Genomic DNA, 24,188 nt, shown 5'->3' on the forward strand with positions numbered 1-24,188 from the left:
GCATTCGCTGTGCCTGAGGTCTTCAGCCGATCTGCGGTGCGCGTGTCTCCAGCACCCGCAGCAGGTCGTCGAGTTTGCGCGCACGCGTGCGCTGCGACGGCACCAGCCGCGCCGCCAGCACCGCGTTGAGCCGGCCACGCCAGTAGGAAAGTGGAAAACGATGTTCGGCGGCGATGTGGCTGAGCACACGCTCCAGATGCTGCAACTCGTTTTCCAGTTGATAGTTGTCCATTGTCGGTCCCCTGTTATGTAATTTCTGCCCGAGGGGCATACGCGCGGTGCCCGCTGCGTACAAAACTGACGCTCCACCCAATCGCGCATGCTGGCCGTCATACAGCACCCGCCATTCCCGCATGCATCGCGCATGGCAGCTGGGCCGGCCTCGGCGCTAGACGTAGGGGCGCTCGCGCATCCATTTCGTCATGATCCATTTCTCGCCGCCGGTGACGGGCGCGCCGCCATGCAGCGTCAGCGGATCGAGTTGGCGCCGCCCGTTCATGTAGCGGAAATAGATTGCGCCACCCTGACTCGCCATCACGGCCAGCCCTGCGTCGGGGAATACCGTTTCGCCGCCGCTATCGACATCGCTCAGATAGACGATCAGCGTCGCCACACGCTGACCGCCGCGCGCCGTGTGCAGCACGCTGCCGTTCTGTCCGGGCGGGAAATAGTCGAAATGCGGACGGTACTCGCCGCCCTGGGTGTAGTGGAGAATCTGCAGCCCTTCGCCATGCTCCAGCGGCCAGTTCATCAGCGCGGAGATGCGCCGGTCCAGCCGTTCGATGAACGCGTCCTCGCAGCGCTGGAACCAGAAGCCTTCGCTGGTGCGCAGCTGGATCACGTCCTCACGGCCATTGTCGGGATTGACGGTGGTCGAGCGTTTCAAACGGTGCCGTGCACGTTCGATCAGTTCGCCGCACTCTTCGCCGGACAGCACATCGTCGAAGGCGATCACCTGCGGGCGGTCGAAGCGCACCCGCACTTTTACATCGCGGTCGTGGGCGCGCACGATGTTGCCGTCCGCGACGGGACAGGCGTCGTAGTGATAGGCGCGCGTTTCGTCTTCCGGCGATGCGACCACGGCGGCCACCGCGCCCGTTTCCGACGCGGCGCGGCGCACCAGTTCCTGCGCCGCGACCATTTCGAAGCCGGCCTGCACCATCGCCTCGACCATCGATTCCGGCGTGCATCCCCGGCTCACATTGGTGGCGAGCCACTCCTGCCATGCCGCATCCATCTCGCGCATCACACCCCCGCTACTTCGTTGTCGCGCTGGACGGGACCCCGGTCAGGTCCGGCCCAGCGCGAGTCGATGCTCCCCTCCGCCCGTCTTCGCGCGCCACGCGCCCAGGCCGCGCCGTGCCTGCGCGCGGATCGCGTTCTGCACGAAAGGCGTCCAGCCGAGCAGCGCGCCCTTCGCACCCAACGCCTGACTGGACCAGCGCCACAGCTCGAAACGGTCGCGATGCTCGACGATCAGACCGTCGCGAAACACGAACCGCGCATCGATCGGGTTGATCACCGTCCGGCCCGTCTGGCTGAACACATAACTGGCGACCCAATGTGCGCTACCCGTCTGGTCGTCGGCCGTGACGCGGCTGAAGGCCAGCGAAAACTCCTGCGCACGCGACACCAGCATGCGCCACATGTCGGTCACTTCGCCGCCGTGCAGTTCGACGAATACAGGGGCGCCGAACGTCACGTCGGGTGCGTAGCACGCCGCCATCGCCTCGACGTCGCGCCGCTGGAATGCTTCGTAAAACCGTTCTATCAATGCTGCATTGGGATGAGTCATGTCGGTCTTGTGGTCGCCGTTTTTGTGCATGCAGTCAAGGTACAACACGCTCACGCAGTTGCGCAATCGTTCAGATGTGTCGCGGTCTTACGTGCCTTGGCTGAGCCGCTGCCGGCGCGTTCAGGCCGCTTCCGGGTCCGAGCGGTGAATCGCGATACCTTCCATCGGGTCCGGTTCTTCCCGCCACGGCGCGCGCCCGATCATCCGTTGCGCATCGGCGTAACCCGCGTCCCAGCGCCGCCGGATGCCCTCCTTCGAAAAGTCGATGTCCTTGTGCAGATCGTCCTGTCCGAAATCGGGTGCATCGAGTTCGATCACCTGCATCGTCGTGCCGCAGCCCCAGCCTAGCAGTTCCTTGACGGCGGCCGTCTCGCGCTGATCTTCCGGCAGATGCGTGCCAAGCTCGCGGATCACATGCCGCAGCCGGTGAATCTGACGCTGCCGTTCGAGATGGCTTTCGGCACGGCTCGAATACTGAATGTCGCGCTGACGGCTCATGGCCTGCTGGATCGACGCGGGTTCCTTGCCATGCGCGGGCCACAGTTGCACCGTGAAGATCACCGAACTATGGCGAGGCCGGTCGTCGAGCACCGCTTCGAGCGGCGTGTTCGAATAGATGCCGCCATCCCAGTACGCTTCGCCGTCGATGCGCACGGACGGGAAGCCCGGCGGGAACGCCGCCGATGCCATCACATGCCCGACGTCGAGCGGCTCGTCGCGATTGGTGAAATAGCGCATCTGTCCGCTGCCCACGCCCACCGTGCCGACCGTGAGCCGCGTCTGTCTGCGATTCAGGAAATCGAAGTCGATCAGCGACGCAAGCGTCTCGCGCAGCGGCGCGGTGTGATAGAACGCCGCCTGCTCGATGCCGACGGGCGTTTGCAGCGCAAGCCACGCGTCGGCGCGCGGCGTGAAGAAGGCGGGCAAGCCTTGCGCCATGATCGACAGGTTGCGCAGCCATTGCTCGTAGCCGGGAATCCACGCGGCCCATGCCGTGGCGAAATAGGCAGGCAGGCCGAGCGCCGCGCAGGCGGGCGCGCACGCCGCAAACCAGTCCGGCGCGCGCGGACCTGACCACGCCACGCGCTCCCAGAAGGCACGCAGTCGTTCCATCCGGTGTTCGGGCGGATTGCCCGCGATGATCGCGCCGTTGATCGCACCGATCGACGTGCCGATCACCCAGTCCGGTTCGATGCCGGCATCGTGCAGCGCTTCGAACACACCCGCCTGATAGGCGCCCAGCGCGCCGCCGCCTTGCAGCACAAGCACGACCTGCGCGTCGATTTCCGGATGAGAAGACGGGCGCGGTGCTTCCCCGCTCTCCTGTGGCCGCGTGGAAGCGCGCGACGCCCGTGCAGAGGGCTTCGCTGGCGCATGCTCCGCGGTTTTCTTGACCATCGTGCGTCTCCGTCGAGAAACGAAGCGTTTATCTGGCGGCCCGCAGCGGGTGCCGCGGGCAGTCACACGATAGCGCACCTTTATTGCACGCGCACTTCAGGTCGCGAGCCCAGGCGGTGCCATCCCGGCACGCGCGCCTGTCACGGCGGCGTCACGGTTCGACGCATGCCCGCTACTTCGCGATCCGCAGAATGGCCGAAGCCAGCTGCGCGTAGCACGGCTTGATGGCATCGAGCGTGGCGGCATAGCAATACACGCCAACCGGTTGCGCCGGGTTGTAGCAGCGGCTCGGGCCATCGGCGACATTGGCGATGCATTTGAGAATGTCCTGGCCGAGTTCGCCGTCCGGTCCCTTGGGCACCGTCAGATAAGGTCCATAACCGAGCGCGAAAACAAAGATGCCTTCGGCACGCGCCTTCGCAGCCATCGCCTCCAGCAAATTGCGCGATGCACGGTTGACGATCTTGTACTTGAGCTGGACGTTGGTAAAGTTGCCGGCCTGAACCGACTTGCTGTTCGTGGTGTCGATGGTGGGCATCTGGTTCGTTACCACGCGCGGCGACGTCGTGACGATGGGAATCACCGAGGTCGGATCGATTGCAGAGTGGATGTCGTAATTCGCCGGCAGATTCGCAATGTTGATCGCATTGGCGTCGTAGCACCCGCCCGTCAGGTTTGCGCTCTGCTTCGTCAGATCAGCCATGCCGCCCGGGTTGCTTCGGTAAGGATTGGCACCCGACGCACTGGAAGGCGGATCGTCGCTCGACATGACCGTGTTCGAATTGTTCGTGCAGGTGAAACCGCTCGCGATCGGAAACTTCGCTGCGAAGCTGTTCGGCGCGCCGTCCGAGAAGAACACGATCACGCGCAGGCTGGATGGTTGCGTGATGACATGGTCGAGCTGATATTTCGCGTTCCACAATCCCTCGACGGAGTTGGTGTTGCCGCCGAAGCTATAGCCGTTGATCTTGCTCGTCATCGTCGTGCGATCGAAGCCGCGGCTCTGGTCGGTCTTGAACGGTACGTCCACCACCGTGCCCGTCGCGAAGTGCATCAGCGAAACGCGGTCGGTCGACGTATTGAAGTTATTGAGGAACGACACCGAACCCGAGCGCACGGCGGCTTGCGTGGTCGTATCGCTCATCGAACTCGTCACGTCGATCACGAACGACATGTCCAGATCGCGCCGGATTGCCTGGCCCGTGGTCGCGACGTTGAGCAGCTTGAAGCCCTGAATCTGCATCAGCGTGAGCGGCACGGTTGCCTGCGCGGCGAGATTGATCGTCACCGTGCCCTGGTTGATAGTGATCGCGGGCGCGCTGAGCGTGGCCGTCGAGCCGAGATAGCCTTGCGGATAATTTGCCGCGAAGAATGCATTGGCCGCCGTGGTCGCATTGGTGATCTGGTCGGACTGGGTCGAACCGCGCGTGACGGCTTGCCCCGCTGCGATCAGCGCGCCATCCACCGCCGAATCGAGCCGCGCCTTCACCATGTAGCCCAGCCCGGCGTCGATCGCGAGGCCCGCAATGCCCAGCAGCGCGATCAGCGACACCGCGACGAGTATGCTCACGGAACCTCGCTGGCGCCTGCGCGCGCGTGCGCGTCTTTTGAATGACGTCATTGCTTCCCCCGTGCTTCCCGGCTTTTTGTCGTCTGCTTTGTTGTCACGCTTCAGAACACACTCATCGCATACAGGTTCGGCGACAGCGCGGGCGTCGAGATGCCGTTGCCCAGGTTGATCCCGCCGATCAGCGGCGTCTGCACATAAAAGGCTTCGACGGCATACGCGATCTGTCCGTCCGACAGCTTGCCCTGCAACAGCGTGACCGCCTGCGCGGGCGTCTTGCCGCCGATGCCATTGCATGCGCCGCTGCCGTCGGTCGCCCACGTCGTGCCTGCCGTGGTGCAGTTCCAGATCTTGCTGGCCGCCCCGCCGTCGCTGCCGCCCGTCCACTTCCACTGCGCGACCACGGTGCCCGTGCAGTTGTTGCCGTTCGAGTCGCAGCCTTGCGAACCCATGAATTCCGTGATGTAGATCATGCCGTTCGCGGCCATGTTCAGCGGCGGCGTGGTGGCTGCGAGCGAACTCATGATGGTCTGCATCGGAAACGTGGAGGCCGCGCGCGACGACAGGTTCGCGCCCTCGCGGCTCACGTTGATCAGGATCATCTGCGCCTGGATATTGCGCGCGACATCGTAGAGCGGCAGCGCGATGCCGAGCAGCAGCGGCAGCAGCAAGGCGAACTCCACACTGACGATGCCGCGTGTCTTTCTGCGCGTCTTGCGGCAAGATGCGAGCCGTGGTCTCGTCTTCATCTCAGTAGCCCTCGTTGCGCATGGTCGCGGCGACGCTGAAGTTGAAGAAGCCGCCGGGAAAGAACGAGCGGATCATCGGCGTGATCATCGGCCACGCGCAGTTGATCTGCAGCACGACGATATCGCCGGGATTGCCGAACATATTGGTCGAATAGCTCGAACTGGTCGAATAGGTCTGCGACGTGCCGCTATTGACGGTGATCACGTAGCTCGGGTTCACGAGGTTGTACAGGCCCATCGACTGGTCCTTGATCTCCTGGATCACGGCCAGATAACGTTGCGGGCTCGACTGGTTCGGGTCGAGGTTGGTCTGCCCCGTGACCGCATAGCGCGCGCCTTCGCGCACCGCGTATTGCATGGTCAGGTTGACCCACATCGCAAGCCCGAGATCCATGATCATGCACAGCAGAAAGAACAGCACGGGTGCGATGAAGGCGAATTCGAGCGTCGCCACGCCCCATTGCCGGCGGCGTCCGCGCGCAGGTTTCGCGCTGCGCGCACGGCTCGCACGCAGCGTGCGCAGATGAGAACGCGTGGGTGTCATCGTGTCTCTCCCGCAGTGGGTTCAGTGCATGCCGCCCATGGTCGGCAGCAGTTGCCGCGCGACCTGCATCGCGGCGGGCCCGATCAGCACCATGCTCAGCGTCGGGAAAATGCAGAACATCAGCGGAAACAGCAGCTGCAGTGCGATCTTCGCGGCCTGTTCTTCGGCGCGCAGGCGGCGCTTGGTGCGCAGCGCGTCGATGAACACGCGCAGCGAATCGCCCACGCTGGTGCCGAAGCGGTCGGCCTGGATCAGCATCGACGTCAGCGTGTCGATGTCCTCGACACCCGTGCGCAGCGCCAGATTACGCAGCGCCTTGTCGCGGCCCGCGCCGGCGCGCAATTCCAGCAACACCAGTTCGAACTCATCCTTCAGCGCATGGCTCTTGACGCCGATTTCCTCGGCCACGCGCTGCATCGCCGCGTCGAGCCCGAGGCCCGCTTCCACGCAGACGGTCATCAGATCGAGTGCGTCGGGCAGGTCTTCGAACAGGCTGCGCTGACGGCGTTCGATCAGCCGGTTCAACACCACGTTCGGCAGATAGAAGCCGAGTGCCGCCATCACCAGCACGGCCATCAGCAGGAATTTCTGCGCGTCCGGTCCGGCGAACAGCGTCATGCCGACCAGCGCGAACGCAGGCAGCACCAGCGCGAGCAGCGTCTTCGCGGCGAAGTAGATCGCGGGCGCCGTGTCGCTGCGCATGCCCGCGTTGGCGAAACGCCGCCGCAGTGCGGACTTGTCCCAATCTTCCTTCGGCAGCGACAGCTTCGCGACGCGGTGCGAGACTTTCGTCACCGTGTCCATCCATGACGAACTATCGTCATCCTGGGCGCCCATCGCGCCGCCTGCTGCGCCATTCATCGAACCCACGGCACCCATAGCACCCATGTTGCCCGCCGCCGACGAAGCCGCGATGCCGTCGATGCGCCGCTTCAACGGATCGGGACGCAGCAGCGCCATCGCCTTCCACGCTGCGCCGAACACGATCACGAACATCGCGGCCAGTACGGCAATCTGTTCGGTTTCCATGATTTCCCCGTTATCTTTCGTTCGTTATCGTTGGTGCTGACTCGCCGCCCGATCCGCCGCTATACGCGGATACGCACCGTCCTGCGCAGCCACAAAATGCCGAAGAACATCATGGCCAGCCCAATGCCCGCGATCTTCTGGCCCGTCGGGTCTTCCCAGAACACCTTGCAGTAGTCGGGATTCAGCACCGACAGCGCGGCGATCACGATGAACGGCAGCAACCCCAGAATCCACGCAGACAGCCGCCCTTCCGCCGACAGCACGCGTACCTTGGCGAGCAGCTTGAGCCGGTCACGGATGATGCCGGCGATATTGCCGAGAATCTCCGCGAGGTTGCCGCCCGCTTCGCGCTGGATCAGCACGGCGATCACGAAGTAGCGCACATCGTCGACGGGCACGCGGCTGACGAGGTTCATCAGCGCGTCGTTCATCGACACGCCGTAGTTAATCTCGTCGAAGGCGATGCGGAACTCGCCGCCGAGCGGCTGCGGCAGTTCATCGCCGACCATGCCGAGCGCGGCCGGAAACGAATGGCCGGCGCGCAGCGCGCGGGCGATCAGATCGGCAGCATCGGGCAACTGACGTTCGAGCGCCACGATGCGCTTCGCGCGCTTGCCACGCAGATACACGAGCGGCAGCAGCGCAGCGGCGCCCGCCACGGCCGCCGCAATGGCGAGCGGCAGATGCATCGCGCCGAAGCCGAACACCAGCCCCGCCACCGCGAACACGGCCGAATAGCCGACAAAGCGCCCCACCGACCACGTCAGCCCCGACTGCTGCAGATACAGATCGAGCGTATGCACACGCGGCATGCGCAGCAGCATGCGCGTGAGCGTCGGCGATTCGCTCAGCAGGCGCTGCTTGAGAATCGACATCTGCTCGGCATTCACATGACCGCCCGCCGACATCGCGCGAATACGGGCGTCCGTGCGCTTGACGACGGGACCATGCCGGCTGTTCCAGTACAGATACACGCTCTCGATCAGCAGCACGATGGCGACGAAGCCGAGTACCGCAAACGCCAGCAGTGTCGTATCCATGTCGGTCTCCAGAGATCCAGTACGCGCGTCAGACTTCGAAGCGCCGCGACGGATCGAACATCTGATCCGGCAACGCGAGACCGAACGCGGCGAGCCGGTCGGCGAACTTGGGCCGCACGCCCGTCGCACAGAAGTAACCCTTGACCGTGCCGTCTTCGGCCACACCCGTGCGCTTGAACGTAAAAATCTCCTGCATGTTGATGATCTCGCCTTCCATCCCGGTGATTTCCTGGATGCTCATCAGCTTGCGGCGGCCGTCCGTCAGACGCGAAGCCTGCACGACCACCGTGATGGCCGAGGCGATCTGCTGACGCATCGCCTTGATCGGCATCGTCAGGCCCGCCATGCCGACCATGTTTTCGAGGCGTGTCAACGCGTCGCGCGGCGTGTTGGCGTGCAGTGTCGCCATCGATCCTTCGTGGCCCGTGTTCATCGCGTGCAGCATGTCGAGCGCTTCCGCGCCGCGCACTTCGCCGAGCACGATGCGGTCGGGACGCATCCGCAGCGCGTTCTTCACCAGCGAGCGCTGCGAGATTTCGCCCTTGCCTTCGATATTGGGCGGACGCGTTTCGAGGCGCAGCACGTGCTCCTGGCGCAGTTGCAGTTCAGCCGCATCTTCGATCGTGACGATGCGTTCGTCATTCGGAATGAAGCCCGACAGCAGGTTCAGCATGGTCGTCTTGCCGCTGCCCGTGCCGCCCGAAATCAGCACGTTGAGCTTGGCCTTGATGAGCGCTTCGAGCAGTTGCGCCATTGCGGGCGTGAAGCTCTGATTCTTGACCATGTCGTCCACTTTCAGCGGATTCACCGCGAAGCGCCGGATCGACACCAGCGGCCCGTCGATCGCGGAAGGCGGAATGATCGCGTTCACGCGCGAGCCGTCGGGCAGGCGCGCATCGACCATCGGCGTCGATTCGTCGATGCGCCGTCCAACGCGCGACACGATGCGTTCGATGATCTTCATCAGATGCGCGTCGTCGAAGAACGTGATGTCGGTCTGCTCCAGCTTGCCGCGCCGCTCCACATACACGTGCTGCGACGTGTTGACGAGAATGTCCGAGATGGTCGGATCGGCGAGCAGCGGTTCGAGCGGGCCGAGGCCGAACATTTCGTCGTGCACGTCCTGCGCGAGACGGCGGCGTTCGAGTTCGTTCATCGGAATCTTGTCTTCATCGACGATCCGCTCGACCAGTTGCGCGAGTTCGCGCTTCGTCTGTTCGGGCGTAAGGCGTTGCAGCTTGTCGAGTTCGACGCGATCGATGATCTTTTCGTGCACGCTCATTTTCAGCTGCTGATACGCGCGGCGCGCGGCGATGCTTTCGGCCGTGTTGGCCGCTGCCGCCGACGTCACCGCATCCGACGGCATCAGCCCGCTTTGCAGTTTCAGTTGATCGCGCAATGACATGATGTCGCTCCCCGGTTCCCGTTGTATGGCGTGCGCCGCGTCAATGGTTGGTCTTCAGTTGCGGGACTTCACGCGGCTTGCCCGCAAAGAGACGCGCGAGGCCGCTCTTCTTTTCCTGCTTCGGCGCAGGCCACAGCGAGTGCGCGAAGTCCACGATGTCGTGCGCGAGCGCGCTGCCCTTGGCCACGCTCATGATGGGCAGACCCTGATCGAGCGCTGCGCCCGCGTGCTTGTCGTCGCGTGCGAAACGATGCGCGACGCTCATGCCGAAGCTCTGCTCGAATGCCTGCAGATTGACGGGCGCGTGCTTGTCGAACTGGTTCACCAGCACGCTGACCTTGCCCGTCGCGTAGCCAAGCTCGTTAAAGATGTCGAGCATGCGACGGCCTGCGCGCAGATACAGCACGCTCTGACGCACCAACATGCAGATGCGGTCGCTCTGGTCCAGCACGTGGATCGCGAGCGGATTGATGCCGAGGCCGAGATCGACGATCACCGCGTCGTATTGCGTGCGAGCGCCAGCACGCGGTCGAGTTGCGCGGGGCGCAGATCGCCTGCGCGGATCGGGTCGCCTGCGCCTGCCAGCACGTCGAGGTTGTCGTTCACGTGCATCACGCAGGCGTCGAAGAAGGCGTTGTCGAGCCGGTCGATCTGCGAGCATAGATCGGCGAGTGTCGCGGCGGGCGTCTGGTCGGACACCAGCAGGCTCGCGTCGGCGAACTGCTGGTTCGCATCGACCAGCAGCACGCGCTTGCCGCGCTCGGTGGCGAGCGCGTGCGCGAGATTCATCGCAACGAAGGTGGTGCCCGTGCCGCCCTTGCACGACGTCAGCGACACGATGCGGCCTTCGCGGCGCGCACCCGCTGTCTTCTTGCCCCAAACGTGCGACAGCTCGGCGGCGAACGCCTGCGCATCGAGCGGCCACGGCAGCACGTGGCGCACGCCGGCGCGCATCGCGGCCATCAGCAGCGCGGTGGCAGGCGTGGGCGTGACCAGCATGGTGTTCAGTTGCGGCACGTGCGCGACGGCTTCCTCGATCGACGCCATATCGGCAGGTTCCAGATCGATGTCGTCGACGATCAGCAGATCCGCCGTCTTGATGGCCGCCGCGTGCGAGCGCAGTTGCCGCACGGTGCCGTGCGCGGTCCGCACCCGATGCGCAACGCCGCACCCCTCAAGCAGTTGCTCGATCAGGTGCGAGCGGTCCGGGCTTGATGAGATGAGGAGGATGTCGATCATGGTCAGTCTCCGCGTGCGGGGCTTGGGTTAGCGTACGTCGTGTGTGGCGTTATGCAGGCGCGCGGCAGGACGGCCCGCGCGTGCTTCGGTTAAGTGCTTCAGTTCGAGCCGGGCAAGCCGACCGCGAACACGTTGATGGGCGGCGGCGGCGCCGTGAACGACTTCGCGTAGTTCTTCTGGATCGCCGAAGCCGTATTGCCGTCGACGCCTGCCACCGGGTCGGTGTTCATGCCCGCGTTCGGGTTCAGCGTCTGCATTTCCTTGAGCTGCGACACGGAACTGCCGAAGGTCTCGTCCCAGTGCGGCGTCGAGGTCAGGCAGCCGCCGAGCGTCAGGCTCGCCGCCGCACACAGCGACGCGCGGATCAATGTCTGGATGGTTTTCATGTCAGTCTCCAGGAGTTCGTCGGATGCGCGTCGCGCTTACTGCGTGCGGTGTTCATCGTTGGCTTCGCGGGCCTGCTGCGTCGCTGTCGTTGCCGCCGCTGCAGCTTTTGCATCAGGCACGGCTTGCGCTGCGATGGGCTGCGCGCTCACGCTGGCCGTCTGCACGGCAGCGGCATGCACGGTCGCGTCGGCTGGTTCGTTGCGGGTGACGGGCGCGAGGCCATCGCTGCCGTCGCCGCCGTTGCTGTTCTCCGGCGAGCGCTGCGTGGCAGGAGCGCGGACGGCATCTGCTGCCGGCTGCGTACGTTCGGGCGCCGGCACCGGTTGCGGCGTGGTCGTGCCTTGCGACGTGATCACGGGTGTCAGCACCACGGGAGCCGCGCCGCCAGTCGTCGCGATCGCACCGCCCTTCACCGGCATCGGCGACGGAATCGCAGCGCCTGTCGACGGCATCGCGGGTGCAGGCTGCGGCTTCGTGCCTTCCATGTTGCCCGTGAAGTACACGCCGGCTTCCGTGACCTTGCCGAAGTGATCGGTCGGCAGCGGATAGTTCTGCGGCAGCGGCTTGGCGAGACGCGGTGTCACCACGAACACCAGTTCCGTCTTGTCTTCCTGGAAGTTGGTGCTGCGGAACAGTGCGCCGAGCACAGGCACTTCGCCGAGGCCGGGCAGACCCTTGAGCGTGCCCGTCACGTTGCTCTTCATCAGGCCGCCGATCGCGAAGCTCTGGCCGTCATAGACCTGCAGCGTGGTCGACGCGCGGCGTGTGGTGATGAGCGGCAGCACGGCCGTCGTGCTGACAGTGCCTGCCGTCACGGCGACACCCGTCGGCGACAGTTCCGACACTTCCGGCGACACCTTGAGGTTGATACGGCCGTTATCGAGCACGGTCGGCGTGAAGGTCAGGCCGACACCGAAGGTTTCTTCCTGCAGGATGATGGTCGAGCCTGCCGCGCCGTTGCTTTGCGGCACCGGGATGAACACCTTGCCGCCCGCGAGGAAGCTCGCTTCCTGGCCGCTGATCGCCATCAGGTTCGGCTCGGCGAGCACCTTGACGAGCTGGTCGGTCTTCTGTGCGTCGAAGTTGATGTTGATGGGATTTCTGCCCGACTTCGCGCCGCCGATGGCGCCCAGACCGCCCGACAGGAAATCGGCCAGCAAGCCGAAGGTCCAGCTGCCCGCGCTGCCCTGAATGTTGGCCGACATGCCGAGCTGGTCGATGAGCGTCTTCGATACTTCGGCCACCTTCACTTCGAGCATCACCTGCTGCGGCGCGGCCACATGCATCATGTTGATGATGCGTTCGTTGTTGCCGTTACCCGATGCGCCCGCTGTCTTCAGCACGGCGGGAATCATCGCGCCGCCCTGTGCGCCCGCCCCATTGGCAGGCGCGGCGACGGGCACGGGCGTCGCCGAGCGCGCCACATAGGCGCGCGCCAGTTCGACGATGCGCTCGGCCATCACGGAGTCGGACACGGTGCCTGTCAGCACCAGCGTGTCGGCGGCGGCCTTGACCTGCACGCCCGATTCTTCCGGCATCAGCACGGCGAGCGTCTGTTGCAGGCCGCCGGGATCGGCGCCCACGGCCACGTCGATGATCGTGCACGAACCGCTGCGGCCCTGCACGATCATGTTGGTGGTGCCGACATCCGTGCCGAGCAGATAGAGTGTTTGCGGCGATACGAGCATCGCCTGCACGATCGACGGATTGCCGACCGTGCGCGTCTTCACCGATTCGCGGATGTTGACCATCGTCGACTTGCCGACGGGAATCGTCACGCTTTGATGATCGGCGATCGTGCCCGTGCAGTTCGGGCCGCGGCCGCCTTGTGCTGCCGCCATGCCGCCGGCGGCAGCCATCGGCGCCGTGCCGCTCATGCCGATGGTCAGATGCACGGCACCGCCGTTCGACGCCATGTTCATCGGCAGCGGCACCTGGCCGGCTTCCTGGCTCACCGCCTGCGCGGCGGGCAGCGCCCACAGCGCTGCACCGATCAGCCCGCAGGCGCCTGCCTGCTTCAGACGCGCGTGGCGGACGCTGCGTTGTCCCTGCGTCGTGTCGCGCTCACGCCTGGCACGCGCGCGCTGGTTCTCTGTGGCATTCATGTGCTTCCCCCGTATTGCCCGTGTTGTCCGCGTTGACCGTATTTAGCGCCGTTGTCTGGTCTCGTCACGGCTGGCGGCTATCGCGCGGTTCTGGCCTGCATATGTGTGATTACCGGCTGGTCTGGCTGGTCGATCTGCTGCTCAAAAGCATTCCTGTCTGGCCTGCGATCCGTCGATCACGCTCACGCAGTTCGACGGTGCGCGTGCCGCCACCTTGCGCACGACTGGCTTCGGCGCGGGTGCGGCGGGTGCAGGCGGCGCGGCGACGGGAATCTTCAGCAGCGATGCCTTGGTCGCGCCTGCCGTGGTCGCGTCCTGCGGATCGACCTGGTTGCGCAACACCAGCGACAGCGAACCGATGCTGCGCGCGAGGTCGATCTTTTCCGCCTGTTCCGGCGTGACTTCGAGCGTCACGGCGTCGACCACTTTCGGCTTGGTTTCGTCGCGGCCGGCTTCCTGCGCGACAGCGAGCACGAGAATCTTTTCGAGCACGATCTTGGAGATGTTCTGGTCGCGCCCCGCGATGGCGCCGTCGCGGTTGTCCTTCTCGGTATTGACGAGGATGTCGACGTAGTTACCCGGCAGCGCGAAGCCCGCCACACCGATCACGTCGTTCACACGCACCGTGATTGCGCGCTTGCCTTCGTTGATCACCGCCGACAGACCGCCCACCGTGCCGACGGGCGAGAGCTTCGCCTCGAGCACCGGTTCGCCGCGCGCGAGACTCGTCTTGAGCACGCGGCCTTCGAGCTTCTTCACGTCGTTGAAGGTGCCGGCGGGCACGCTGCCGGCGGGCCAGTCGGACACTTTCAGCATGTCGGGCGAGACGCGCTGGCCGAGACTCATGTCGGCCGAGGCGATCACGACCTTGGTCGTCGTGGTCGACGACTGCTGCACCATCCAGCGCGACGCGAACACCACGGCGGCAAGACCGGCCGCCGTCGCGACGAGCAACATCATCAACGCGCGAGCGTTCTTCATGTCGTTCTCCTGACTCGCGCCGTCGATGACGGCGCTCTAGGGATCGTGTTTCGGGAATGAGAGGGTCAGTCCGGCAGATCGAAGTCGCCGTAGCCGCGATAGTTGCGATCGCGCGGGCTGCTGGCGTCGTCTTCGTCTGCTGCTTCCGCCCAGGCTGCGCGTTGCGGCGTCGGCATCGGCAGCTGCAGGGCAAGGCGCGGTTGCTGCGCCTCTTGCGCGCGGCGTTGCGCGTCGCGCTTCGCCACCCACTGTGCGATGACCAGTTCGTCGAGCAGCGCAAGCAGTTCGCGTTCGCGATGGCGCCGGCCTGCGAGTGCAAGCACGGCCTGCTGGCGCAGATGGATTGCCGGGTTGGCCGAGTGGCGCAATGCCGGCGCCGCGTCCACGTAGTACATGGCGTACGCTGTAGACGCGGCCTCCGTGCGGCGCGGCCGGTTCATGCTGCCGGCCTCGTTGCCGCTGCCGTGATCCGCCGATGCGGAGCGGCTCCCCCGAAGTTCCTGCCTGTTGGCCGTCGAGCGGCCTGAATCGTTCGTCTTCATCACTTCCCCCGTATCTGGCCGGCCTTCCTGCGAAGGCTCTTTCTCCAGGTGAACAACCCCGTGTCCACACCCCGTTCCTGGCATTGCTTCTTTAGCCCTTCTGCGAAGGCTCACTGCTTTTTCCCCTGCCACCACCGCTGCGTCATTTGCTGCGTGTTATCGAGCTACGGCTGTTGGCCGCCGTTCACCCGTTTGTTATGCACTGCTGTTATTGACGTCCTGTTACTGCCTTCTTGTCGTTATCGCCCTGCCCTGATTTACTGCCTGGCCCCGCTCGCTGCTACTTCCCCGTAACAAATCTGGTGTTCGTGTCTTATCGGTACTGCTGGTTCGTCTATCGTTCTGTTGCTTCGTCACACGCTCGCAATCAGCGTCAGCGTCGTGCCGATCGCGATGGCCACGCCGTACGGCAGCGTGCCCGTCGTTGCCCGTCTGGTTCTCTTGCCTGTCTCGTTGTCGCGGATCGCATCGCCCGACGGCATCGACACGTCCATCAACACGGCCGCCATGTTGTGCAGCCCGGCGCGCATCTGCTTATGCCGCAGCATCTCGACTAGCGCCCATACACCCCCGACCATGCACACCACCAGCGCGGTTTCGAATGCGCCGCTCGCCCCGCAGAAACAGCCGACGGCTGCCATCAGCTTCACGTCGCCCGCGCCCATCATCCTCAGCAGATAGCCGGGAAGGAGCACGGCGCCGCCCGCCAGGGCGCCGCCCACCCACAACTGCAGCCCATCCATTGCGCCGTGCAGCGCGCTCTGAACGGCCAGTCCCACGACCAGACCGATGACGACCAGCCAGTTCGGAATGCGCCGTGCGTGAATGTCGTAGATCGCTGCCATCACGACCAGCGCCACCACACAGGGACCCACCGGAAAAGGCACACCGTTCATCGAAAGCTCCGCTGGTTAAAACAACATCATTCGTTTCAGCATCCCTGGTTGCCGCTGCCTGCCTCGCGCTACAGCCAGTCGAGGCCAGGCGGCGGTCAGGGCGTCCCGAACGCGACAGGGTCAGGATCAGGTCGGCGCGGCGACGCCCGCCAGCTTGTCCTTGATGTAACCCATGACCGTGTTCAGGTTGGTGCCGATCGCGGTCACCGTCGTGATGATCGCGACGGCGATCAGCCCGGCAAGCAGGCCGTATTCGATTGCCGACACGCCGTCTTCTTCGCGCAGGAACTGCTGGATCTTGCGATTCATGTTTTCTCCTGTGATGAGTCTGACCACTGCGAACAATGCGAAAGGGATGCAGCCGATTTCAGGTCGGTGCGGCGATGCCGGCGAGCTTCGTCTTGATGTAGCCGAAGACGGTATTCAGGTTCGTGCCGATCGTCGTGACCGTCGTGATGATCGCCACTGCGATCAGCCCGGCCAGCAGACCGTATTCGATTGCCGATACGCCGTCTTCTTCGCGCAGAAACTGGTTGATTGCGTTCTTCATGGTTTCCCCCGTAGAGAATGAGATGTCACATCGCCGCTGCGCCCCATGCGCTTTGGCCTGGCAAAACCGCCCTTATAGGCGGGTACAACCGGCTGGCGCTGCTGAAGGTGGCGTCATGGTCGCGAATGGCCGTACACCGTACGAACCATTCGCGCCACTTTCTACCGACGTCCGCCCCCCATTGGCTCCGCCGCCCCCACAGTCGCATTGGCTAACCCTGGCCGCGACTGCGAAGTTCTGTGTTGCTGACGGAGACTTCCTTTGGCCTTGCTTTCCGGCAGCAACGTTTTCGTCGTGACTGCCATATCGCAACGGGTGTGCCATGCACCCTCAAACCCTTGTCGCACCGTGATCGCGGTGTTTTGTCATGCGAATTTCGAGGGGCGCCAGGCCGGCGATGTTGCGAACGCGAAACGTCAAATCGAATCGGCGGGCATACGTTCGACGGGCCGCACAAGCATCGGCATGCCGTAGAAAATCCCTGCCATCGGGCGCAAAAGCCCGATGAATGCGGGCCTCCGGTCAGAACTACCGGCAAGCGGAGGGCGTAGTGGGGACGGAAGTACCGATCGTCAGATGTGTCGCAGACTTGAGACGGTCGCCGCTGCATCCTGGCAAAAGCGCCTCAGCCTTGCGTGGCAAGCGTCAACGCGTTGCATCGGCCCGGCAGGAAAATGCTTCGTATCGCGAGAAGCAAACGTTTAAGGCACCGGTACAAATTGCTTCAGTGGCTCAACGCATCCAGATTTACGCTTATATAACGCAGCTGTCGTTTTCATTTATCTTTGTTTTTATGGTGCATTTCGTGCGACGATAAGTTCGCGTTGCGAAGCATGTGTACGGCGCAACGTTTGCGCGATATTGCGGCACACATGACCCGCATGTAAAAAAACACGAAAAAGACTTGGGTTCGCATAGACGGACCCTCAAAAGACCAGACTGTTCTGCCGTAGTACAAGGATCACTGGCCTTGTCGCATCATTAGCGTCATGCACGAGGGCAACGTCCAACACCGGGGGTAACATGAATTCCTCTAGCACAACCGGCGCTTCCGACCGCACCGTGCTTTGTGTCGCATCGACGCCCGACGAAGCACTGGCCGCCTTTCTCGGCGCCGCCGGATGGCAGGTCGTGCACGCCCGAAACACCGCGGCAGCGGAGAAGCTGCTCGATCGCGGCGACATCAAGGTCGGTCTCGTCACGCTGCCCGACGACGTCACGCAGCAGCAGCTATCGGCGCTCGAAGCCTGCATGCGGCATGGCGAAGCCAACTGGATCGCGCAGATCGCGCCGGGCCAGGCTACCGACGAACTCACCAGCCGCTTCATCCTCGATTACTGCTTCGACTTCGTCACGGCGCCTTGCCTGAACGACCGGCTGATCTTCGCGCTCGGCCACGCGCATGGCCTGTCGAACCTGCGGCGCGCGAGCTTCCGGCCACAGCCGTCGCTCGGTGCGCCTGGCATGGTCGGGCACTGCGAGCCGATGCAAAAGCTGTATCGCCGCATCGACAAGTGCGCGCAGACGGATGCGCCCGTTTTCATCGCAGGCGAATCGGGCACGGGCAAGGAACTGACGGCACGCGCCGTGCACGACGGCTCGACCCGCGCCCAGCAGGAATTCGTCGCGATCAATTGCGCGGCGATTCCGCCAACCCTGTTGCAGGCCGAACTGTTCGGCCACGAACGCGGCGCGTTCACGGGCGCGCTGCAGCGCAAGATCGGCCGTATCGAGCATGCGAACAACGGCACGCTGTTCCTCGATGAAATCGGCGACATGCCGCACGAATGCCAGGCCGTGCTGCTGCGCTTCCTGCAGGAAGGCACCATCGAACGGCTGGGCGGCAACACGCCCATCAAGGTCGACGTGCGCGTGATCTCAGCGACGCACGTGAACCTCGAAGCCGCCGTGAAGGACGGACGGTTCCGGGCCGACCTGTATCACCGGCTGTGCGTGCTGCGGCTGGAAGAGCCGCCGCTGCGCGAACGCGGCAGCGACATCCGCCTGCTCGCCGACTACGCGCTGAGCATGTATCGCCAGGACGGCACGCACAAGATTCGCGGTTTCTCGAGCGGCGCCGTGGTGGCGCTGTCGAACTACGACTGGCCCGGCAACGTGCGTGAACTGATCAACTGCGTGCGCCGTGCCGTCGTGATGGCGGAAGGCCGCTTCATCACGGAAACCGATCTCGGCTTGCCGGAAGTGACGGGCGCGCGCACGAAGACGCTGGCCGAAATCCGCACCCAGGCGGAAATCGAAGCCATCGAAGAAGCGTTGCGCCGGCACGGCCACAATCTGTCGGGCGCGGCCGCCGATCTCGGTGTGTCGCGCGCGACGCTCTACCGGCTGATGAACGCGAACCGGATGACGCCGGACGCGAACAGCATGCGCACCATGCGTCGCGGAAACAACGAAGGCCGTACGGAAGGCAGTGCGGACGGTGGCGCCGAGGGTCCGTCGGGTGGCAGCAGCGGCGACGATGGCGACGACAGCGACGCGGGCTCGCACAGGGCCCGCAGCGTCGCGACAGCATCGGCGGGCTGAGTTTCGTTTTCTGCATCACACCATTGCTTCGGTGCCGCGCGGCTCATGCTGAACGGCTGGCCGCCTGAGGTGTCCATTGCATTGTCGATTGCTTCGCAATGGAGTGGACACCCGTCATGCCGGACTACGCTTCTCCCGCCGCTTCAGGTGACAAACCGCACGCCTTTCCCGCTCAGGCGAGCCCGTGCGACGATCTCGCGATCCGCGCGCATCCTCTGGCCCACCTTCCCTGCCGCCGCAAACGGTTAGCGCTCGCCGCGACGATCCTCGGATCGAGCATGGCGTTCATCGACAGCTCCGTCGTCAACGTCGCGTTGCCTGCCATCCAGACCGAACTCGGCGCGAGCGTCGCGGAGATGCAATGGGTGGGCAGCGCGTATCTGCTGTTGCTGGCGTCGCTTGTGCTGATCGGTGGCGCGATGGGAGACCGGCTCGGACGGCGCACGGTGTTCATCGCGGGCATCGTGCTGTTCACGGTGGCGTCGGCAGCGTGCGGGCTTGCGCCTGGGCCACGCGCCCTGATCGCCGCGCGCGCCGTGCAAGGTGCGGGCGCCGCGCTGCTGGTGCCGAGCAGCCTTGCGATCATCGGCTCGGTGTTCGACGATCCTGCACGCGGCCACGCCATCGGCGCGTGGGCGGGCATCGGCGCGAGCACCTCGGCGTGCGGGCCGGTCGTGGGCGGCTGGCTGGGCGACGCGGTCTCGTGGCGGGCGATTTTCTACCTCAACGTGCCGATCGCGGCGATCACGGTGGCGCTGGCGCTGTCGTCCGTGCCCGACAGCCGGGACAGCGTGACGTTGCAGCGCCTCGACTGGACGGGCGCACTGGCGGCGGCGCTGGGGCTTGGCCTGTTGACCTACGGCCTGACACTCGCCTCGTCCGACGGTTTCGCCGACACCGTCGTGATCGGCAGCATCGTCGGCGGGCTGATCCTGTGCGGCGTGTTCTTCGTCATCGAGGCACGCAGCCACGATCCGATGATGCCGCTCGATGTGTTTCATTCGCGAGATTTCAGCGGCGCAAACCTCGTCACCCTGCTCGTCTATTTCGGCATGAGCGGGGCCATGTTCTTCCTGCCTTACACGCTGATTCGCGCGCACGGCTATTCGGCGACGGAAGCGGGCGCTGCCCTGTTGCCCGTGCCGGTCGTGATCGGCGTGCTGTCGCGCTTCACGGGCGGCCTGTCGTCGCGCTGGGGTCCGCGCATGCTGCTGACGGTCGGCCCCGCGATCGCCGCCGCCGGCTTCATGCTGATCGTGCTGCCCGGATGGCTCGATTTCGACCAGACCCGTTACTGGACCAGCTTCTTCCCCGGCCTGGCCGTGCTCGGCCTCGGCATGACCATCACGGTAGCGCCGCTTTCCACAACCGTGATGATGTCCGTGACGGCCGCGCGCACGGGTGTCGCGTCGGGCATCAATAACGCCGTCGCGCGGATCGCTAGCCTGCTGGCTATCGCCGTGCTCGGCATCGTGTTCGTGTGGTCGCACGATGCGGCGCTGTCGACGCGGCTCGAGCAGTTGCACATTCCCGCCGATCTGCATCGCGCGGGACAACTGCTCGCGCCTGACATCATGGCGGGCACGCATGCCGTGCCCAGCGAGATCGTCGCCGCGCAAGCCGATGCACTCGATGCGGGGCTGCGTGCCGTCGCACTGGTGTCGGCAGCCTGCGCGCTGCTCGGCGCAGCCTGCGCAGCGGCGATGATCGGCTCACGCCAGCGCCCGGCTCCGAACCCGTGACATCGACATTTCCTGTCAGCCTGAAACATCGCATGCAACGGTGCGCCGATACTGACCGTCATCCATCCAACGACGACGGAAATTGCCATGACGATCACCTGCTTTATCCGCTACCAGATCGATCCGTTCCAGCGCGACGCGTTCCGGCAATACGCGCAGAACTGGGGCGACATCATTCCGCGCTGCGGCGGCCATCTGCTCGGCTATTTCCTGCCGCACGAAGGGACCAACGACATCGCGTGGGGGCTGATCGCGTTCGACAGCCTCGCGGCGTACGAGGCGTATCGTGCGCGGCTGCGCACCGATCCGGCGTCGGTGGCGAACTTCCGTACGGCGCAGGAGCAGCGATTTATCCTGCGCGAAGAACGGACCTTCACGGAAGTGGTGGACGGCACGCTCGGCAAGCCCGCGCGCCCGCTTGACGTATAACGCGAAAGCCGCGTCATTTCATTGTCATCTAGCACAAAAACACACGAAAAAGCGCGCATCGCACGCTCAGATGCGCGTGGAATCTTCGATTTTCACGTATTGCGGAACTAATTGCGCTTCGCCGGGGTCGCTTAATTTTACTCAGTCGAAACGAGGTGGCTTCCGGCATCGCATCGCGTCCCGCTGTACGCGCATCGCCGTCGGTCACCGGCCCTACATGCGCAAATTTTTAGTTATCTGTCTGCTCGCGCTTTTCTGCGCGCCAGCCTTCTCCGCCGTGACGGCCACGACCAGTGCGTCCGGCGCGTCCGCCACCACCGTCACGCTGACACCCGATCAGGCGCGCCAGGCGTTGCAGGTGCTGAACGACCCCAAAAAGCGGGCGCAGATCGAAGACACTCTGACGGCCATCGCCGCCGCCGGCGTGCTCGCGACACCCGATACGCCCGCGTCCGCCGCCTCCGCCACGGCAGCCGCCGAACCCGCATCCGGCGCTAGCGTGGCGGCCGCGTTCAAATCGAATGGGCTCGCGTCCCAACTGGTGCGCCAGGGCGCGCACTGGATCACGGTGGGCGGGATGTCGCTCAAGCGCTCGGTCGCGGTGTTGCTCGATACGTCGTCGGCACGCTACTGGTGGAACGTGCAACTCTCGGATCCGCACGAGCGCGCCAAAGTGTTCGGCGTACTGCTCGCGTTGATCGGCACACTGCTGCCCGCCATCGCGCTCGAATGGCTCACGCGCAGATTGCTGCGCCGGGCGCGTGCGGCCATCATCGCGCGTCGCCAGGCGCGTGAGGCACGGGAAGCGCACGAGCAGGCGCACGAACTGGCACATGAAGCGGCTGCGTCGTCGATGTCGACGCCACCCGCGTCATCGGCGGCTGCCGATGCTGCCGCGCCCAATGTCGACAGCCAGCAAAAGGAAGCGCGCAGCCAGCGCCAGGCGGAGCATCACTGGACCACGCTCCAGCGCCTGCCGAGCGCCGCGCTGCAACTGCTGTTGCGCATGCTGCCGCTGGTGGTGTTCGTCGCCGCCGCCAGCGCGCTGATGTCGGCCTTCACCCGCGACGGCACCGTGCCGGATATGGCGCTCGACGGCCTGATCGATCTGTACATGATCTGTCGCGCCATCGTGATCGCAGCGGGCTTCTTCCTGCAGCCGGACGCACCGGGACTGCGGCTACTGCGGCTGCCCGACAGCTGGGCGCTGTTCATGCAGCGCTGGGTGATCCGCGTGGTCAGCGTGATCGGCGCGGGCGGCGCGCTGATCGAGATCGCCACCGCGCTCGGCCTGAGCGATGCGGCGCACCTGCCGCTCGTGAAGCTGCTCGCGCTGGTCGGACACGTGATGGTGTCCATCATGATCCTGCAATGCCGCGCGCCCGTTTCGGCGCTGCTGCGCGAGCGCACTCTCAACAAGACAGCGGAGAGCGCCAGCCAGCGTTCCGTGACCATCCTTGCGCACGGCCTGATCGACATGTGGGCGTGGGTGGCCGTGTTCATCGTGATGGCGCTGTGGTTCGTGTGGGCGCTCGACGTCCACAACGGCTATCGCACGCTGCTGCATCTGGGCGGCCTGTCGCTGGCTGTGCTGGTGGCGGCGCGGGTGGTGTCGATCGTGTTGTTCGGCGCGCTCGGCCGGCTCTTTCACGTCGATGAAGGCGAGGAGCGTTCGCTGATCCATCAGCATGCGTACCGCTACTATCCGTTGATCCGGCGCGCGATCTCAACGCTGGTGGTGCTCGTCACCGCGCTGGTGCTGCTGCAGGTGTGGGGCTTCGATGTTTGGCAATTCTTCCGGCCCGGCGCGATCGGTCACCGGCTGACGTCGGCGCTCGTGACGATTGGCGTGTCGGCGGTGCTCGCGCTGGTGGTGTGGGAGATTGCGAATGTCGCCGTCGAAAAACGCCTTGCGCAATGGACACGCAGCGGCGACCTGATGCGTGCCGCGCGGCTGCGCACGCTGGTGCCGATGCTGCGTTCCGCGCTGTTCGTGGTGATCGCGCTGGTCGTGGTGATGACCGGCCTGAGCGAACTGGGCGTGAACACGGCGCCGCTGCTGGCGAGCGCGAGTATCTTCGGCGTCGCGCTCGGTTTTGGCTCGCAAAAACTGGTGCAGGACTTCATCACGGGCATCTTCCTGCTGATGGAAAACGCGATGCAGGTCGGCGACTGGGTGACGCTCGCAGGCGTGTCGGGCACGGTCGAATATCTGTCGATCCGCACCGTGCGCCTGCGCGGCGGCGACGGTTCGCTGTACACCGTGCCGTTCAGTTCGGTATCGACCGTGAACAACACGAACCGTGGTCTCGGCAATGCGGCCGTGCGGGTCAGCATCGCGTTCGGCCAGGACGTCGATCTCGCCATTGCGACGCTCAAGGACATTGGCGCCGCGCTGCGCGAAGACGAGCATTTCAAGGACGGCATCCTGTCGGATTTCAGCTTCTGGGGCGTCGCTGCCGTGGATGGCGCCGCCGTGACGCTCGCCGGGCAGATTCAATGCCGCGATTCGTCGCGCTGGCCGGTGCAGCGTGAGTTCAACCGGCGCATCTTCGATTCGTTCCGCGCGAAGGGCATCGAGATTGCCAATCCTCAGCGCAGCATGCTGATTCCCGTCACCCCCTCGGCTGGCACCGGCGATTCCGTGGACGACGAACTCGAAGGGCCGCCGCGCCCTTCGAACAAGCAGGACGCCGCAGCTGCAGAGAAGCCATCGACGAAAGCGACGCGGCAACTGGACTCATGATGAATGCTCGACGCCAAGGAGTTGCGCGTCGAGCAGACGGGCCAGCGCTTCGCCGCCCTGCTGCATCACGTAATCGTGATTCCATTTGAAGAACGGGCGCGCGAGCGGCGCGAGCAGATTCATCCAGCCGCGCTTCGTGCGCACGCGCCATTCGTAGCGCACCACAGTCGCTTCGCCCTGCGTTGAGAACTGCCAGCGCCCCGTTCCCTCGACATCGCCGCCCGCCTCGCCCTCTAGCAGCACCAGCGGCTCGACGCGGGTCACGCGCATATCGAACGCCACGCGATACGGCAAGCGCCCCTTCCACGTATAGCGATGCAGCGCGCCGACGCCGTCGCTTCCACCTGGCTCCACTTCGATCACACGCTCGACGCAGGTCCACCATTGCGGCCAGCGCGCCGGGTCGTGGATCGCATCCCACACGGCTTGCAGGGGCGCGTCGATCCGCCAGATCGTCGTGAAGCGGTATTCGTCTGCGGGCATGAGGTGTCTCCCGTTCT

Annotated in this window: 24 protein-coding genes; 4 read left to right on the forward strand and 20 right to left on the reverse strand. The window is 64.8% G+C overall.

Annotated elements, in window-relative coordinates; translation table 11 throughout:
- Positions 1–22: 22 nt before the first annotated feature.
- The 19 genes from DK391_RS28670 to DK391_RS28755 form a co-directional block, all read right to left on the reverse strand.
- A complete protein-coding gene (locus tag DK391_RS28670) occupies positions 23–232 on the reverse strand; it encodes a hypothetical protein (protein WP_109481384.1) in 210 nt (69 codons plus the stop codon).
- Positions 233–388: 156 nt separating this feature from the next.
- Positions 389–1,246, reverse strand: coding sequence for a 2OG-Fe(II) oxygenase (locus tag DK391_RS28675; RefSeq protein WP_109481385.1), 858 nt, complete (start codon positions 1,244–1,246; stop codon positions 389–391).
- 42 nt (positions 1,247–1,288) lie between these two features.
- Positions 1,289–1,795 (reverse strand): nuclear transport factor 2 family protein, encoded by a 507-nt coding sequence (locus DK391_RS28680; protein ID WP_109481410.1) that lies wholly within the window; start codon positions 1,793–1,795, stop codon positions 1,289–1,291.
- 120 nt (positions 1,796–1,915) lie between these two features.
- The gene (locus tag DK391_RS28685; protein WP_109481386.1) at positions 1,916–3,193 is read right to left on the reverse strand and encodes a patatin-like phospholipase family protein; all 1,278 of its coding nucleotides are present in this window, start codon (positions 3,191–3,193) and stop codon (positions 1,916–1,918) included.
- A 172-nt stretch (positions 3,194–3,365) separates the two neighbouring features.
- Positions 3,366–4,763, reverse strand: coding sequence for a VWA domain-containing protein (locus DK391_RS28690; RefSeq protein WP_239482987.1), 1,398 nt, complete (start codon positions 4,761–4,763; stop codon positions 3,366–3,368).
- A gap of 101 nt (positions 4,764–4,864) precedes the next feature.
- Positions 4,865–5,509, reverse strand: coding sequence for a TadE/TadG family type IV pilus assembly protein (locus tag DK391_RS28695; protein ID WP_109481388.1), 645 nt, complete (start codon positions 5,507–5,509; stop codon positions 4,865–4,867).
- Between the two features lies 1 nt (position 5,510).
- Positions 5,511–6,053: a TadE family protein gene (locus DK391_RS28700; RefSeq protein WP_109481389.1), complete on the reverse strand. Its 543-nt coding sequence runs from the start codon at positions 6,051–6,053 to the stop codon at positions 5,511–5,513.
- Between the two features lie 21 nt (positions 6,054–6,074).
- Positions 6,075–7,082: a type II secretion system F family protein gene (locus tag DK391_RS28705; protein ID WP_109481390.1), complete on the reverse strand. Its 1,008-nt coding sequence runs from the start codon at positions 7,080–7,082 to the stop codon at positions 6,075–6,077.
- A 59-nt stretch (positions 7,083–7,141) separates the two neighbouring features.
- Complete coding sequence (locus DK391_RS28710; RefSeq protein ID WP_109481391.1) at positions 7,142–8,122, reverse strand: type II secretion system F family protein; 981 nt, start codon at positions 8,120–8,122, stop codon at positions 7,142–7,144.
- Positions 8,123–8,150: 28 nt separating this feature from the next.
- Positions 8,151–9,527 (reverse strand): CpaF family protein, encoded by a 1,377-nt coding sequence (locus DK391_RS28715; protein ID WP_109481392.1) that lies wholly within the window; start codon positions 9,525–9,527, stop codon positions 8,151–8,153.
- Between the two features lie 40 nt (positions 9,528–9,567).
- Positions 9,568–10,023 carry a hypothetical protein gene (locus tag DK391_RS45425; RefSeq protein WP_239482988.1) on the reverse strand — a complete coding sequence of 152 codons (456 nt, stop codon included), beginning with the start codon at positions 10,021–10,023 and terminating at the stop codon, positions 9,568–9,570.
- Positions 10,020–10,766 carry an AAA family ATPase gene (locus tag DK391_RS45430; RefSeq protein ID WP_239482989.1) on the reverse strand — a complete coding sequence of 249 codons (747 nt, stop codon included), beginning with the start codon at positions 10,764–10,766 and terminating at the stop codon, positions 10,020–10,022. The genes DK391_RS45425 and DK391_RS45430 overlap by 4 nt, the downstream gene beginning before the upstream one ends.
- Before the next feature lie 98 nt (positions 10,767–10,864).
- Entirely contained in the window at positions 10,865–11,152 is a 288-nt protein-coding gene (locus DK391_RS28725) for a hypothetical protein (RefSeq protein WP_109481393.1), read from the reverse strand.
- Positions 11,153–11,188: 36 nt separating this feature from the next.
- Positions 11,189–13,258, reverse strand: a complete 2,070-nt coding sequence (locus tag DK391_RS28730; RefSeq protein ID WP_109481394.1) for a type II and III secretion system protein family protein — start codon at positions 13,256–13,258, stop codon at positions 11,189–11,191.
- A 141-nt stretch (positions 13,259–13,399) separates the two neighbouring features.
- Complete coding sequence (gene cpaB, locus DK391_RS28735) at positions 13,400–14,239, reverse strand: Flp pilus assembly protein CpaB (protein WP_109481395.1); 840 nt, start codon at positions 14,237–14,239, stop codon at positions 13,400–13,402.
- Positions 14,240–14,304: 65 nt separating this feature from the next.
- Positions 14,305–14,781: a hypothetical protein gene (locus DK391_RS28740; RefSeq protein ID WP_109481396.1), complete on the reverse strand. Its 477-nt coding sequence runs from the start codon at positions 14,779–14,781 to the stop codon at positions 14,305–14,307.
- Positions 14,782–15,134: 353 nt separating this feature from the next.
- Positions 15,135–15,677 (reverse strand): prepilin peptidase, encoded by a 543-nt coding sequence (locus DK391_RS28745; RefSeq protein WP_109481397.1) that lies wholly within the window; start codon positions 15,675–15,677, stop codon positions 15,135–15,137.
- A 126-nt stretch (positions 15,678–15,803) separates the two neighbouring features.
- Positions 15,804–15,986 carry a Flp family type IVb pilin gene (locus DK391_RS28750; protein ID WP_109481398.1) on the reverse strand — a complete coding sequence of 61 codons (183 nt, stop codon included), beginning with the start codon at positions 15,984–15,986 and terminating at the stop codon, positions 15,804–15,806.
- A gap of 58 nt (positions 15,987–16,044) precedes the next feature.
- Positions 16,045–16,227, reverse strand: a complete 183-nt coding sequence (locus DK391_RS28755; RefSeq protein WP_109481399.1) for a Flp family type IVb pilin — start codon at positions 16,225–16,227, stop codon at positions 16,045–16,047.
- A 1,023-nt stretch (positions 16,228–17,250) separates the two neighbouring features.
- Here DK391_RS28755 and DK391_RS28765 point away from each other — a divergent pair.
- From DK391_RS28765 to DK391_RS28780, 4 genes are all read left to right on the forward strand, one after another.
- The gene (locus tag DK391_RS28765; RefSeq protein ID WP_109481401.1) at positions 17,251–18,771 is read left to right on the forward strand and encodes a sigma-54 dependent transcriptional regulator; all 1,521 of its coding nucleotides are present in this window, start codon (positions 17,251–17,253) and stop codon (positions 18,769–18,771) included.
- Between the two features lie 116 nt (positions 18,772–18,887).
- Positions 18,888–20,513 (forward strand): MFS transporter, encoded by a 1,626-nt coding sequence (locus DK391_RS28770; RefSeq protein WP_109481402.1) that lies wholly within the window; start codon positions 18,888–18,890, stop codon positions 20,511–20,513.
- Positions 20,514–20,600: 87 nt separating this feature from the next.
- Positions 20,601–20,942, forward strand: coding sequence for an NIPSNAP family protein (locus tag DK391_RS28775; RefSeq protein WP_109481403.1), 342 nt, complete (start codon positions 20,601–20,603; stop codon positions 20,940–20,942).
- 217 nt (positions 20,943–21,159) lie between these two features.
- Positions 21,160–23,688 carry a mechanosensitive ion channel domain-containing protein gene (locus DK391_RS28780; protein WP_109481404.1) on the forward strand — a complete coding sequence of 843 codons (2,529 nt, stop codon included), beginning with the start codon at positions 21,160–21,162 and terminating at the stop codon, positions 23,686–23,688.
- Here the strand turns inward: DK391_RS28780 and DK391_RS28785 are convergent.
- Positions 23,683–24,171, reverse strand: a complete 489-nt coding sequence (locus tag DK391_RS28785) for an SRPBCC family protein (RefSeq protein WP_109481405.1) — start codon at positions 24,169–24,171, stop codon at positions 23,683–23,685. The genes DK391_RS28780 and DK391_RS28785 overlap by 6 nt on opposite strands.
- Positions 24,172–24,188 lie beyond the last annotated feature (17 nt).

The sequence above is a fragment of the Paraburkholderia sp. C35 genome (genome assembly GCF_003121405.1).
GTDB lineage: Bacteria > Pseudomonadota > Gammaproteobacteria > Burkholderiales > Burkholderiaceae > Paraburkholderia.